The organism is Aquimarina sp. KJ22-3, assembly GCF_055808215.1.
Genome location: NZ_CM147859.1, coordinates 5,232,611 through 5,246,114 on the forward strand (window position 1 = coordinate 5,232,611; position 13,504 = coordinate 5,246,114).

10 protein-coding genes are annotated in these 13,504 nt (G+C 37.1%); 3 read left to right on the top strand and 7 right to left on the bottom strand.

Annotated features, from left to right (window positions below; all coding sequences use genetic code 11):
- Window positions 1–8 precede the first annotated feature (8 nt).
- The 4 genes from AC0L3Q_RS24190 to AC0L3Q_RS24205 form a co-directional block, all read right to left on the bottom strand.
- The gene (locus AC0L3Q_RS24190) at window positions 9–3,056 is read right to left on the bottom strand and encodes a GEVED domain-containing protein (RefSeq protein ID WP_473283685.1); all 3,048 of its coding nucleotides are present in this window, start codon (window positions 3,054–3,056) and stop codon (window positions 9–11) included.
- A gap of 222 nt (window positions 3,057–3,278) precedes the next feature.
- Entirely contained in the window at window positions 3,279–4,640 is a 1,362-nt protein-coding gene (locus AC0L3Q_RS24195) for a glycine--tRNA ligase (RefSeq protein WP_473283687.1), read from the bottom strand.
- The gene (locus AC0L3Q_RS24200) at window positions 4,622–4,813 is read right to left on the bottom strand and encodes a hypothetical protein (protein ID WP_473283690.1); all 192 of its coding nucleotides are present in this window, start codon (window positions 4,811–4,813) and stop codon (window positions 4,622–4,624) included. Before AC0L3Q_RS24200 ends, AC0L3Q_RS24195 begins: the two co-directional genes overlap by 19 nt.
- A 140-nt stretch (window positions 4,814–4,953) precedes the next feature.
- Complete coding sequence (locus AC0L3Q_RS24205) at window positions 4,954–5,835, bottom strand: hypothetical protein (protein WP_473283692.1); 882 nt, start codon at window positions 5,833–5,835, stop codon at window positions 4,954–4,956.
- Window positions 5,836–6,328: 493 nt separating this feature from the next.
- Between AC0L3Q_RS24205 and AC0L3Q_RS24210 the strand changes: the two genes are divergently transcribed.
- Together AC0L3Q_RS24210 and AC0L3Q_RS24215 are read left to right on the top strand one after the other, a co-directional pair.
- Entirely contained in the window at window positions 6,329–6,586 is a 258-nt protein-coding gene (locus AC0L3Q_RS24210) for a ComF family protein (protein ID WP_473287010.1), read from the top strand.
- Window positions 6,587–6,642: 56 nt separating this feature from the next.
- Complete coding sequence (locus AC0L3Q_RS24215; RefSeq protein WP_473283695.1) at window positions 6,643–8,250, top strand: Ig-like domain-containing domain; 1,608 nt, start codon at window positions 6,643–6,645, stop codon at window positions 8,248–8,250.
- Here AC0L3Q_RS24215 and AC0L3Q_RS24220 read toward each other — a convergent pair.
- The 3 genes from AC0L3Q_RS24220 to AC0L3Q_RS24230 form a co-directional block, all read right to left on the bottom strand.
- Window positions 8,237–9,025, bottom strand: coding sequence for an amidohydrolase (locus AC0L3Q_RS24220; protein WP_473283697.1), 789 nt, complete (start codon window positions 9,023–9,025; stop codon window positions 8,237–8,239). The genes AC0L3Q_RS24215 and AC0L3Q_RS24220 overlap by 14 nt on opposite strands.
- A 208-nt stretch (window positions 9,026–9,233) precedes the next feature.
- Window positions 9,234–9,440 carry a hypothetical protein gene (locus tag AC0L3Q_RS24225; RefSeq protein WP_473283700.1) on the bottom strand — a complete coding sequence of 69 codons (207 nt, stop codon included), beginning with the start codon at window positions 9,438–9,440 and terminating at the stop codon, window positions 9,234–9,236.
- A 106-nt stretch (window positions 9,441–9,546) separates the two neighbouring features.
- Entirely contained in the window at window positions 9,547–9,756 is a 210-nt protein-coding gene (locus tag AC0L3Q_RS24230) for a hypothetical protein (RefSeq protein ID WP_473283703.1), read from the bottom strand.
- A gap of 341 nt (window positions 9,757–10,097) precedes the next feature.
- Here AC0L3Q_RS24230 and ileS point away from each other — a divergent pair, with 341 nt between their 5' ends.
- Window positions 10,098–13,502: an isoleucine--tRNA ligase gene (ileS, locus tag AC0L3Q_RS24235; RefSeq protein ID WP_473283707.1), complete on the top strand. Its 3,405-nt coding sequence runs from the start codon at window positions 10,098–10,100 to the stop codon at window positions 13,500–13,502.
- Window positions 13,503–13,504 lie beyond the last annotated feature (2 nt).

Sequence of the window (13,504 nt, forward strand, 5' to 3'; positions counted from 1 at the left end):
GCATACCCTTACCTTACCACAAATCCAGCGACATCGCTGCTGCTTTTACTATCTCCAAATCTTGCAAAGTATACACCAGATCTTGCAAAAGACATGTCTAACGTATATTCGAATCTGTTATTAACATCTCTCTTTACCAAGTTTGAAGCCACTACTTGTCCTGTAATACTAAAGATATATATCCTTAACTCCTCAGGAGCGTTTGCATCTACTTTGCTAATCAAAAATTGATTATCTGGTTGTGTTACCACAATAAGATTTGTATTTGCTGATGGATCCGGGTTTGGATTAGTCACATCTCCTTCGATAATTTCGGCAATGTAATCATGTGTACTACCAAATTGCATTGACCCACAAGCATCATTAAGATCCGCACCATTGTTTACATTTACATCTCCAGCTCGTATTCTAAACAAATGTCTTCCTAAAGGAGCATCCTCGGCAATAGCGATATCAAATTCGATATTTGTATTTGCAGCAGTTATGAATCCATTGCTCAGGATTAACTCACTATCTTCAAATATATTATTGTCGTTAAAATCTATCCATATCGAACAACGTTCTGCTCCATCCGGATCTCCAAATCCAGATTGTACTGAAACGGTATAGGTACTTACTGATCGACTAAGTTGTATTGTAAAGTCTGCCGTAAAATCTTCATATCCTGTATTACAAGCGATAGGAGAGTTGGTCACATTCGACAGTACAAAAGAGGTAATCCCGTCTCCAAATTGACTACAATTGGCAGTTGGCGCACAAAGTTGGTGCACTACAGTTCTGTTAATCACATCATTTGTGGTTTGTTGATCTGTAGTAAGTGCTGTTCCTAACTCAAAAGTGTAGGTATCAAACTGCTGTAGATCTACCGTAGCGGTAAAAGTATATTGCGCCGATTCTTGTGGAGCTATAGTACCCGTAAATACTTCGTTTACTGCTGCACCTCCGTTGAATGTATAAAACACCGGAATATTAGATTGAGGTGTTCCTCCAAAATTAGATATCGTAATCGTCACTTGTTCGGTCGCCGTAAATTGTCCTGTAGCTGCAGGAGCATTCAAACTAGAGACTCCAACATCGTTGGCTAGTAAATTTTCTACGCTTTTGGTAGCACAGTCATTATCAGGAAAACTATCTCCTGCAAGATTGGTTTCTGCATTAATAAAAAACTCATCTCCAGTAGAAAAGTCGGCTTGTGTAGCAAAAGAAAAAGATGCCGTTTCTCCTGGTGCTAATGGACCTGCAAACAATTCTGTTTGATCTGCTCCTCCATTTACTGAGTATACTACCGGAATATCACTTTGAGCGGTTGTCCCAAAGTTTTTGATCGATACAGTAATCGTTTCTAAACCTGTAAAAGTAGCATCATTTGGTGCATCTACACGAACGACACCAACATCATTGGCTACATCATTAGCTACAGTAAATACTCCAACGACATTTCTTGAGTTATCACCTGTAGCTTCAAAATATTCACCAATATGCCAAAACGTTCTATCATCCACAGGATCCACAGTAATCTGCGCATAATCTCCATAACGATTTCCTCCGTTTCTTTGTATATCGGTTCCTATAGCAATATCTTGCTCAGCAATGGTCATTGTTCCCGGAGGATCTGTTGCCAATCTTCCTGTATATCGAATAGACACAAAGCTATCTGCTGTCGCTCCTGCTCCTGTAGTACCCATGGTGGTATACCCCATTCCGATATTTCCAAAAATATCCATTGCCATACTCGCACACCATGCACTTTTCCCATCTGGTGAAGTATAGGTTCCTTCCTGAAAAACAGTCCAAGGTTGTCCATCTCCATTTTGACGTAATTCGTACCATCTGATTCCAGCAACATCATCTAGGTTTGCGCGGTCATCAATATCGACTGCAAAATTTAGTACTACCGAATTATAGTCACAAAATCTTCTATAGTTGGTTGCATACATTACCGCTCCCTGCAATACATCTATGTCCTGACTTCCTGTTCCCGGTTGTGGTAGGTTACTAAATGATCCTCCATCAAAAGTAGTATCGAAAGCTGAAATAGCTCCGCTACTAACGGTAAGTTCTTCAGCTTCTGCTATGGTTGATTGTGCTGGATCCACCCAGTTTACATTGATCTCCCATAACTTGAGCTCATCTTCAGTTACTCCTGCCCACTCATCATCCTGAAAGAAAATAACTCTTGCACCTCCTTCTGGTGGTAACTCAGTTCCAATGGCATTAAAGGATGCCGGGCTATAAAATCCAAAATCTCTGGCTCCAGGAAGAGGGAATCCCACTATTCTAGCATCATCACGACCTTCTAACATTCGGTCTCTTTCGATCACATATACTACTTCGCTAGTATCCTGAGCTCCTTGATCTTTATTAGCTGTGATATAATATCCATCTGACCAAATAGAAAACTTGGTATAATCTGGAAAAGTTCCTGTAAAGAAACGGTACGTAAACCATCCATCATTGACAGGATCAGGCCCTTGACTTACCGCTACCAAAAATCCATTTTGAGGATCACTATCATTTTGCGGATCTCCATCAAATTGAGTAATCACAAAACGATCAGCAAAACTATCATAAAACACAATGGGATCTCCCAATGTTTCTCCAGGGAAAATGGTAGCCAAAGATGTAGAGGGTACCAGCACATTTCCTGATCGGTCATGAATAGCAAAAGAAGAGTTTCTTGCACTTACATAATGATTCGGTCCTATTGCTCCCGTAGGGTCAGAAGGAGAACGACTAGTCGAAGTAGCTTCAAAAGTCAATGAAGGGGCTTTTCCTGCCCTTGTACTTTGCATACTTTTTTGCTTAAAAAGAAGTGGATCTTTACCATTTCTTGGTCTTCCTTTTCCAGGAACAATTTGATTTGCCCCCATTCTTTTGGGATTCACTTCTCCTGTTCTTGGCGTTTCGGGGATCAGTTTCTTTCCTGACAAAGGACCAACTTCTATCATAGAGGCTGCCTCACCAAAAAATGTAGCATTAGCAGTTTCCTTTTTTTGAGAAAACCCAATGGCTACAACAAACAGAAAAGCAACACAAGCAATTTTTTTTAATAGCATACTAACTAACGTTTTATGAGTGTCTTAACTCTTTAGGTTGCGGCTAAAATACAATTTAACTTCTATATATGATAATGAACAAATGGTATTTCTAAAATATCATTCAAAAACCATACTAACTTCAAAGCCTAAAACCTAATTACCAATATCATCTAAAAACAAATAAAGCTGTCCTTGGTGAATATTAGACAGCTTTATTATAAAAACGTTTGATTCGATATATTATTTTAACCAATACTCTGCATCAGTTTTTTCAGAAATAATGGTTTTAAGATCAGCAATAGCTACTCTTTTTTGCTCCATAGTATCTCGATCACGAATGGTTACGGTCTGATCATTCAAGGTATCATGATCTATGGTAATACATAGAGGAGTACCGTTGGCATCTTGTCTTCTATAACGCCTACCAATCGCATCTTTCTCGTCGTAGATCACATTAAATTTCCATTTTAAATCTTCTACTATTTTATGCGCTACTTCGGGTAAACCGTCCTTTTTTACCAATGGTAAGATAGCCGCTTTTACTGGTGCCACTACAGCAGGAAGTTTTAAAACCACACGACTTGATCCATCTTCTAAACTTTCTTCTTGTAAAGCCGAAGAGAATACTGCCAGGAACATTCTATCCAACCCAACAGATGTTTCTACTACATATGGCACATAGCTTTCCTGCAATTCTGGATCAAAAAACTGTAATTTTTTACCAGAATATTCTTCATGTGCTTTAAGGTCGAAATCGGTTCGGGAATGGATTCCTTCCAGTTCCTTAAATCCAAACGGGAAGTTAAACTCTATATCCGCTGCAGCATTAGCATAATGGGCTAACTTGTCGTGATCATGAAAACGATAATTTTCTTCTCCTAATCCAAGAGACAAATGCCATTTCAGTCTGGTTTCTTTCCAGTATTCATACCATTTCATCTCTTCTCCTGGTCGAACAAAGAATTGCATTTCCATTTGTTCAAACTCCCGCATTCTGAAGATAAACTGTCGTGCCACGATTTCATTTCTGAACGCCTTACCGGTTTGTGCAATCCCAAAAGGAATTTTCATTCTTCCGGTTTTCTGAACATTAAGGAAGTTCACAAATATCCCTTGTGCCGTCTCTGGCCTAAGGTAAAGATCTGTAGCACTTTCTGCAGAAGCTCCTAGTTTGGTTCCAAACATGAGATTAAACTGTCTCACCTCGGTCCAATTTTTGGATCCACTTTCGGGACAACCTATTCCTAAATCTTCGATTAACTGTTTAAAGCCAACAAGATCATTTTCCTCCTGAACTCTAGTGAGCTCAGCGGTAATTTTATCCATTTCTTTTTGACGACGAAGCACATTAGGATTTGTGCTTCTAAACTCATCTTCATTAAAAGCATCCCCAAAACGTTTTTTGGCTTTGGTAATGTCTTTTTCAATTTTCTGATTGATTTTTTCTCTGAAATCCTCTACCAAAACATCAGCACGATAGCGTTTTTTTGAATCTTTATTATCGATGAGTGGATCATTAAAAGCATCCACATGTCCAGAAGCTTTCCAAGTAGTTGGGTGCATAAATATAGCCGCATCAAGACCTACAATATTCTGATGCATATATACCATACTTTTCCACCAATATTCTCTGATGTTTTTTTCAGCTCTGCTCCATTCTGTCCATAATCATATACCGCACTTAATCCGTCATAGATTTCACTAGAACCAAAAATATACCCATACTCCTTGGCATGGGCTATTACCTTCTTAAATTTATCTTCTTGCTTTGCCATTGCGCAAAAATAGTTGAATTTGTATGAATTGAAAACGAATTTATTGAGTTTAATGGGATCTCCCAAAAATTTCTAAAAAATGCATAAAAAAACCGCCATATGAATCTCAATATGGCGGTGATGTATATGATTTTGAAAAATTATTTCAATTCAAATTGTGTATTAGATATTAATCTAGGTCCAGAGAACAAGTTTACTACGTAATTTCCTTTTACTAACTCTCCTTCTGCGGCGTCTACAAGAATACATACATCTAATGCATCATTCTCATAGAAGATTTTGTTACGACCACTGTAAGTTAGTACTCCGTCATCAAAATTAACTGATACTTTATCTCCGATTAGATTATTTTCAGGATTTACTACTTGAACAAAAAGTTCTTTATCTCCTTTTTCAGTTAACTTATTTGGAGAAAGTGTGAAACATACTCTTACTTTCTCTGCTCTACTAGCTTTTGAAGTAGTAGAAATTTTACCACTATTACGAACACGTACTCCTTCTGCCTTGATATTAGCAGCAGTTAATGCAGAACCTCTTTCTACGATATCCGCCAACTTATCATTTTGCATTTGTAGCGAGTCTGAGAAGATAATTCTCTTGTTCAAGGCTACCGATGTACTGTCTAAGTCTTTCCCTAATTGTGCATTGGCAGTAGTTAAACTATCAGCAAGCTTAAATAATCTATCACGCTCCTTTTTAAGTTTACTTACCTCTCTTCTGTATTTTGAAATCAATGCCAGATTCGCTTCGTTATCCTTTACACTGTCCAACAATACAACGATACGCTCTTTGGCTTTTAATAAATGGTCATCCATCACTTCATTAAGTGCAATAGCATTATCGTACTTTGTAATTAATTCTCCTAATTCGCTTTCAATAAGATCCTTTTCCTGTTGCAAAATCGCTTGATTTTGCTTCTCCTCGTTGTAAAACTTATACGTAAATATCCCCAGAATTAGCAATAAAGCACCAAGAACACCGATAAGAATTTTAAGGGTTAAGTTATTGTTTTGAGTTGTCATAATTAATTTCTAATTTTTGATGGTTATTTCTATAGCTAAAATATAATAATAAATGGTAATCGCCCTATAAAATGCTAAGAGACTTAGTCTATTTATTCTTTCCTGTACATTGTGCAGCTTGTAACAGCACTTTACACAAAAACGAAAGGACACTCTGTACTTCTTGCCGACATGAGCTTCCTTTGGGAGATTTCCATAACGTAAACGCAAAAAAAATTGAAAAAGTATTTTATGGAAGAGTCAAAGTAGAAAATACCGCCTCTTTATTCCTATTCCATAAGGACAGTTTGGTTCAAAACCTGATACATAATTTAAAGTATAGAGGGCAGCAAAAAGTAGGAGAAGAGCTTGGCAAATGGCTTGGCCAAAATTTATCAGAAATATCTGGTTTTCAGAATATTAATGCAGTTGTCCCTGTACCCTTACACCCTAAAAGACTCAAAGAAAGAGGGTATAACCAAGTGGCTAAGTTTGGAATTGAAATTTCCAAAAAATTAAATGCCGATTACATCGATTTTGTTTTGAAAAAAATTCTTACAATTCTAAACAATCGAAGCGGAAAAAACAGTCCAGATGGAAAAATGCTGCTGAAACATTTGAGGTACAAAATCCGTCTTTACTAGAAAACAAACATATTTTGTTGGTAGATGATATTATTACTACCGGGGCGACCATAGAAGCATGTGCACAAGCATTGAAATCCATACCAGGAATCAAAATAAGTGTGGCTTGTATGGCAATAACAGAATAGTTTTTTTGTTTTTCAAGATAGTTGTTTCTTTGTGTCTTAAAATCAATGTTGGAGAAATGAATAAAAGATTAAATTGGTTATTGGCCCTTGTGTCGCTATTTATCCTAATCTTGGGTTGTGCAAAAAAGGGCACAATAAATGGTGGTGAGAAAGACGAAACTCCACCAGTCTTTGTAAAGGCATTTCCTCCTAATTTTTCTACCAACTTTAAAGATTCTGAAATCCGAATCTATTTTGATGAGTACATCAAATTAAAGGACGCACAAAAACAGATCATCATATCACCTCCTATGGATCCCAAACCCACAATTAGTCCATTGGGTGGTGCTAGTAAGTTTGTTAAGATTAAGTTCCTGGACACTTTGTTACAAAATACAACTTACAGCATCAATTTTGGAGAGAGTATAGAAGACAATAACGAAGGAAATACACTTCCTTTTTTTAGATATGTTTTTTCTACAGGAGACTTTTTGGATTCTTTATCAGTAAAGGGAACCATTAAAGATGCCATAAAAAAGGATGTAGAATCCAACGTTACGGTTGCGCTTTACGAAATTGACAGTACCTATACAGATTCTAGTGTATACAAAACCGTTCCGAGATATGTAACCAACACTTTGGATAGCGTTTCTTTTAATTTCTTTAATTTGAAAGAAGGGAAATTTAAACTGATTGCTCTAAAAGACAATGCAGGTAATTACTTATACGAACCCAAACAAGACAAAATAGGGTTCTATGAAGAGACCATTTCTTTACCAGAGGACACTGCCAAAGTATTCAACATAAGCGTTTTTAAAGAGGTTCTAGACTTCAAAGCGTTGCTCCCTAAACAGATATCTAAAAATGAATTTGTTTTTCCTTATGAAGGAGAATTAGATAGTATGAAGATCAAATTGCTAAGTGAGGCTCCGGATTCTTTGCAGACTCGTATTATCCCCGACAGAGAAAAAGACTCTTTACATTATTGGTTTAAGCCATTTTTCGAAGTAGACTCATTAGTATTTGAAGTTACCAACACAAATTATAAAGACACACTAATCCCAAGATTTAAAGATCAATATAAAGACTCATTGCAACTCTCTTCTTCTGGCACTTCTCTAAAACCAGATAAGAACTTTATGCTGTATGCTAATACTCCTATGGAAAGTATCAATCAAGAATTGATATCGCTTACCGATAAGGACACTATAGATATTCCCTTTTCAATTGGGTTAGATAAAGCACTTAACGAGGCCAAACTGATTTTTGAAAAATCAGAAAATAATACGTACACTCTGGAAATGCTCCCAGAGGCCATAACCGATTTTGTTGGTAATGCAAACGATTCGCTTAGTTTTACCTTCAGAACCAAAAAAATAACAGATTACGGTACTATTTTCTTGACCTTAGAAAATGTGGATCAATATCCGGTTTTGGTGCAGCTAACTAATGAAAAAGGAGATGTGGTTGTGGAAAAAACTGCTGTAGACCCCAAAACATTAGTCTTTAACTATCTCGATCCAGCCAAATTTTTGATTCGAGTTATTTTTGACAACAATGCCAACGGGAAATGGGATCCAGGAAATTTCCTGAAAGGATTACAGCCAGAACGGGTAAGTCATTTTCCTGAAGTGATCGAAGTAAGAGCCAACTGGGAGATCAAACAGACCTTTATTCTTGAATAATCCGGAATCGATCTGCATCTTCAAGAAAAGGAAGTTTTTTTCTGGTCGTTTCGATGTGTACTTTATCCAGATTAGCGTATAAAATACTTTCCTTTTCAATAGGATTTTCTTTGAGCATCGAATGGCCTAATACATCGTACACTGCAGTGTGTCCATTATATTCGTAACCTTTTCCATCTAGCCCCACTCGGTTTACTCCCGCACAATAACACATATTTTCTATAGCTCTTGCTTTTAGTAACGCATCCCAAGCATTGATTCTCGGTTTTGGCCAACTGGCTACGTACAGCAAAAGATCATAATCACTGGTATTTCTAGCCCACACCGGAAACCGAAGATCATAGCAAATTTGTGGTTTGATTTTCCAGCCTTTATATGAAATAATTATTTCTTCTGACCCTGCGGTAAACACCTCATCCTCTTTTGCCAGAGTAAATAATTGATGCTTGTCATACGCTTGTAGTTTTCCATCTGGAAATGCAAAAACAAAGCGATTATAATAGCTATCATCCTCAACAATAATGATACTTCCTGCAATCGCACATTTTTTTTGCTTTGCCATTTCCCGAAGCCATTTCACCGTTTCTCCATCCATAGACTCTGCTACATCGACAGCATTCATTGTAAACCCTGTGGTAAACATTTCGGGTAAAACAATAAGATCAACATGATCCTCTATAGTGCTGATTTTTTCAGCAAATGCCATTCGATTCTGAATTGGGTTTTCCCAAGAAAGATGGGCTTGTATAAGTGCAAGATGTAGATATTGATTCATGGTTTAAAATTAGTAAAATCAAACTACAATATGTATTGATCACAGCGTTAAACTCCTGTAAAAAAACCCTTGCAACAGGCATTGCAAGGGTTCATACTCACTAAATCATAGATAATTTCACACTTAAATAACCTATGGTTACTTTAATAACTGTTTTTATCAATGATTATTTTGTAATATGTACAAAAATATTACAATATCTTACGACCTATACGTATCTACATCTACCAAAGCCATCAGATTCTCCTCTGGCACAGATAAAATCACCGTTAGGATAGACGTCATCAAAGAAACAACAACATGTGTTTCTATCTCTTAGGTAGCAGAATCCAGGTCCAAATCCTCCATTAAGTGATTCTTGTTCGTCTTTGTTTAATCGCTTTACACCGTTTACGTTTAAAATGTTTTTTAGCATGATTTTTAATTTTAAAAGTTTCTAGAATAAGCCCAAACTTTTAAAGACACTTGGGCACTGTGTCTCCAGTCAAAGTACTTTGCTCTTTTATATATTATCATGAATGCTAGCCTATACATACGATCCCTTGGTTACATTTCGCTACCCGACAAACCTCTCTCCCAAATGCTGTGGGCACACAACATAAATCCCCTTGTTGGTAACATCCTTCATCATCTGCCCAGCCGCCTTTGAGCATGCGTTGTTCATATTTGCTCAACTGCATTGCCCCCTGTATTCTTAATATATATTTTAGCATTCTTTCTGTGTAAAACATGTATTTGTACCACTATAAAAGTGATAGATCAAAGAAAATTCTTTGCCAGAAGAAGATGTATAACACATGTTCCAATTTTAGGTACAGATGTTTCCAGATAAAGTGAATTGCTTCTGGGATAAAAAGTATGAAGGGATTTAAGGATAAAGATCATCCTGCTTTTACATACTCAAAAAGATTCGAGGTAGCATAGCGATAAAAACTACGATTTTTGCAAAAAAGATTACCGCAGTGTTAAAAATCAGTAATACCGCTGTATTTATTGCATTTCCATAGCTGATTTCTGTCTTGAATTTCCAGAAAATCCTTATTTTCGCAAACTTAATAGAAAGAACGACAAAATGAGCACTAAGTTTCCTGAGTATAAAGGACTTGACTTACCTGAAATAGCTGACCAAATACTAGATTTCTGGCAACAGAATAATATTTTTGATAAAAGTATTAGTGAGCGTGAAGGAGCCGAACCATATGTATTTTTTGAAGGTCCACCTTCTGCCAATGGTCTACCTGGTATACACCACGTAATGGCGCGTGCTATTAAAGATATTTTTTGTCGTTATAAAACACAAAAAGGATACCAGGTAAAACGAAAAGCTGGTTGGGATACACATGGACTACCTGTAGAACTTGGTGTTGAAAAAGAACTTGGTATTACCAAAGAAGATATCGGAACCAAAATATCTGTAGAAGAATATAATGAAGCCTGTAAAAAGGCAGTAATGCGATATACGGATATATGGAATGATCTTACTCAAAAAATAGGATATTGGGTAGATATGGATGATCCTTATATCACCTATAAGCCTAAATACATGGAAAGTGTATGGTGGTTGCTTTCTCAGATCTATAAAAAAGGATTGCTTTATAAAGGATATACCATCCAACCGTATTCTCCTAAAGCAGGTACGGGATTAAGTTCTCATGAGTTGAATCAACCAGGGACTTATCAAGATGTAACCGACACTACGGTTACTGCACAATTTAAAGCCAAAGAAGAGACACTTCCTGATTTCTTGAAAGATATCGAAGGAAATGTTTATTTCCTGGCCTGGACAACAACTCCATGGACGCTTCCTTCAAATACGGCCTTAACGGTTGGTCCAAAAATAGATTATGTAGTTGTAAAAACATTCAATCAGTATACGTTTGAGCCGATCAATGTGATCTTGGCCAAAAACCTGGTTGGTAAACAATTTGGAGGCAAATTCGTTGCAGCTGAAAATGAAGAAGACGTTAACGCTTTCAAACAAGAGGACAAAAAGATACCTTACTTTATACTAAAAGAATTTAAAGGAATTGATCTGGCCGAAGCTCGATATGAACAACTATTGGATTTTGTACAGCCTTATCACAATCCTGAAAATGCATTCAGAGTAATTACAGGAGATTTTGTAACTACAGAAGATGGTACTGGTATTGTACACACTGCACCAACATTTGGTGCTGATGATGCTTTTGTAGCCAAACAAGCTCAACCAGAAGTACCGGCTATGTTGGTTGAAGATGACAATAACAACCTGGTTCCTTTGGTTGATCTTCAAGGTAGATTCACAAAACATGTGGGTGAATTTGGAGGTAAGTATGTAAAGAATGAATATTACGATGACGGTGAGGCACCAGAAAAATCTATCGACGTAGAAATCGCTATCAAACTTAAAACAGAGAATAAAGCATTCAAAGTTGAAAAGTACTTGCACAGTTATCCAAACTGTTGGCGTACCGACAAACCGATATTATACTATCCGTTAGACTCTTGGTTTATTAGAGTTCCTGACTTCAAAGATCGTATGCACGAACTTAATTTAGGGATCAATTGGAAACCAAAAGCAACCGGAGAAGGGCGTTTTGGAAACTGGCTGGCAAACGCTAATGACTGGAATTTATCTCGTTCACGTTTCTGGGGAATCCCATTACCTATCTGGAGAACAGAAGACGGAAAAGAGGAAATGATCATAGGTTCTGTGGAGGAGCTTAAAAACGAAATGGAGAAAGCCGTAACTGCTGGTGTACTGGAAGCCGATGCTTTTCCTGATTTTGTGATTGGGGATATGAGCGAAGCCAACTACGACAAGATCGACCTTCATAAAAACGTAATCGATAGAATTACCTTGGTTTCACCATCAGGAAAACCAATGAGAAGAGAAAGTGATCTTATCGACGTATGGTTTGATTCTGGCTCGATGCCATATGCACAATGGCACTATCCTTTTGAGAACAAAGAAAAAGTAGAGCAAGGAGAACGAAAAGCAGATTTTATTGCAGAAGGAGTGGATCAAACCCGAGGATGGTTCTACACACTACATGCTATAGCGACAATGATATTTGATGATGTTGCCTACAAAAATGTAGTATCAAATGGGCTTGTTCTGGATAAAAACGGACAAAAAATGTCCAAGCGTCTAGGAAATGCTGTAGATCCATTCGAAACCTTAAAAACTTATGGACCGGATGCCACAAGATGGTATATGATTAGCAATGCTAATCCATGGGATAATCTGAAATTTGATATCGAAGGAATCGCAGAAGTACGTAGAAAATTCTTCGGAACCTTATACAATACCTATTCTTTCTTTACACTTTATGCCAATATCGATAATTTCACCTATGCTGAAGCTGATATCCCTCTAGCCGATCGACCAGAGATAGATCGATGGATTTTGAGTGAGTTACATACGCTTATCAAAAATGTAGACGCTTACTATAATGATTACGAGCCTACAAAAGCTACTCGAGCTATATCAGATTTTGTACAGGAAAACCTAAGTAATTGGTTTGTTCGCTTGAGCCGAAGAAGATATTGGAAAGGAGATTATCAACAAGATAAAATTTCCGCTTACCAGACTTTGTATACCTGTATGATCACCGTAGCCAAGCTAGGAGCTCCTGTTGCGCCATTTTTTATGGATAGACTGTATAAAGATCTGATCGCAGGCACAGCACAAGAAAGTTATGAAAGTGTGCACTTGGCACATTTCCCAGAATATAAGGAAGCATATGTTGATAAGGCGCTTGAGCATAAAATGCAAAAAGCACAGGCTATATCTTCTTTGACTTTATCGTTACGCCAAAAGGAAAAGATAAAAGTACGTCAACCCTTACAACGAATTATGATTCCGGTATTGAATGATGCAGAAAGAAATGAGATAAACGATATCGCCGGATTGATAAAAAGTGAAGTAAATGTAAAAGAAATTGAGCTTATTGATGACGCTTCAGGCATCTTAGTGAAGCAAATCAAGCCAAATTTCAAAACTTTAGGCCCTCGTTTTGGAAAAGATATGAAATTGATTGCCAATGAGATACGCTCTTTTGATCAGGAAACAATCAAAATTCTTGAACAAACTGGCAGTTTTGATATAGAAATTAATGATAAAATTATTACATTAGGAACAGACGATGTAGACATAAGCTCTCAAGATATAGAGGGCTGGTTGGTTGCTAATTCTGGTTCTTTAACTGTTGCTCTTGATGTAACAATCACTCCTGAACTTAAAAAAGAAGGAATTGCAAGGGAGCTTGTTAACAGAATCCAGAATATCCGTAAGGATAGCGGTTTTGAAGTGACTGATAAGATAGAAATCGTATTTCAGGAGAATGAAGCGGTTCAAGAAGCGATAACAACCAACGAGGCTTACATCAAAAACGAAACCTTAACCGAGACAATTGAGTTTGCGACCGACGTAATAAATGGTACGGAAATTGCGTTTGATGACATTGCAACCCAATTGATAATAAAAAAACATTAAGA

What these genes read in the sequence shown, in the direction of transcription:
- AC0L3Q_RS24195 (WP_473283687.1), bottom strand. Translation starts at nt 4,640, where the DNA reads ATGCATCAGAATATTGTAGGTCTTGATGCGGCTATATTTATGCACCCA.
- AC0L3Q_RS24205 (WP_473283692.1), bottom strand. Translation starts at nt 5,835, where the DNA reads ATGACAACTCAAAACAATAACTTAACCCTTAAAATTCTTATCGGTGTT.
- AC0L3Q_RS24200 (WP_473283690.1), bottom strand. Translation starts at nt 4,813, where the DNA reads ATGGCAAAGCAAGAAGATAAATTTAAGAAGGTAATAGCCCATGCCAAG.
- ileS (WP_473283707.1), top strand. Translation starts at nt 10,098, where the DNA reads ATGAGCACTAAGTTTCCTGAGTATAAAGGACTTGACTTACCTGAAATA.
- AC0L3Q_RS24220 (WP_473283697.1), bottom strand. Translation starts at nt 9,025, where the DNA reads ATGAATCAATATCTACATCTTGCACTTATACAAGCCCATCTTTCTTGG.
- AC0L3Q_RS24230 (WP_473283703.1), bottom strand. Translation starts at nt 9,756, where the DNA reads ATGTTTTACACAGAAAGAATGCTAAAATATATATTAAGAATACAGGGG.
- AC0L3Q_RS24225 (WP_473283700.1), bottom strand. Translation starts at nt 9,440, where the DNA reads ATGCTAAAAAACATTTTAAACGTAAACGGTGTAAAGCGATTAAACAAA.
- AC0L3Q_RS24190 (WP_473283685.1), bottom strand. Translation starts at nt 3,056, where the DNA reads ATGCTATTAAAAAAAATTGCTTGTGTTGCTTTTCTGTTTGTTGTAGCC.
- AC0L3Q_RS24215 (WP_473283695.1), top strand. Translation starts at nt 6,643, where the DNA reads ATGAATAAAAGATTAAATTGGTTATTGGCCCTTGTGTCGCTATTTATC.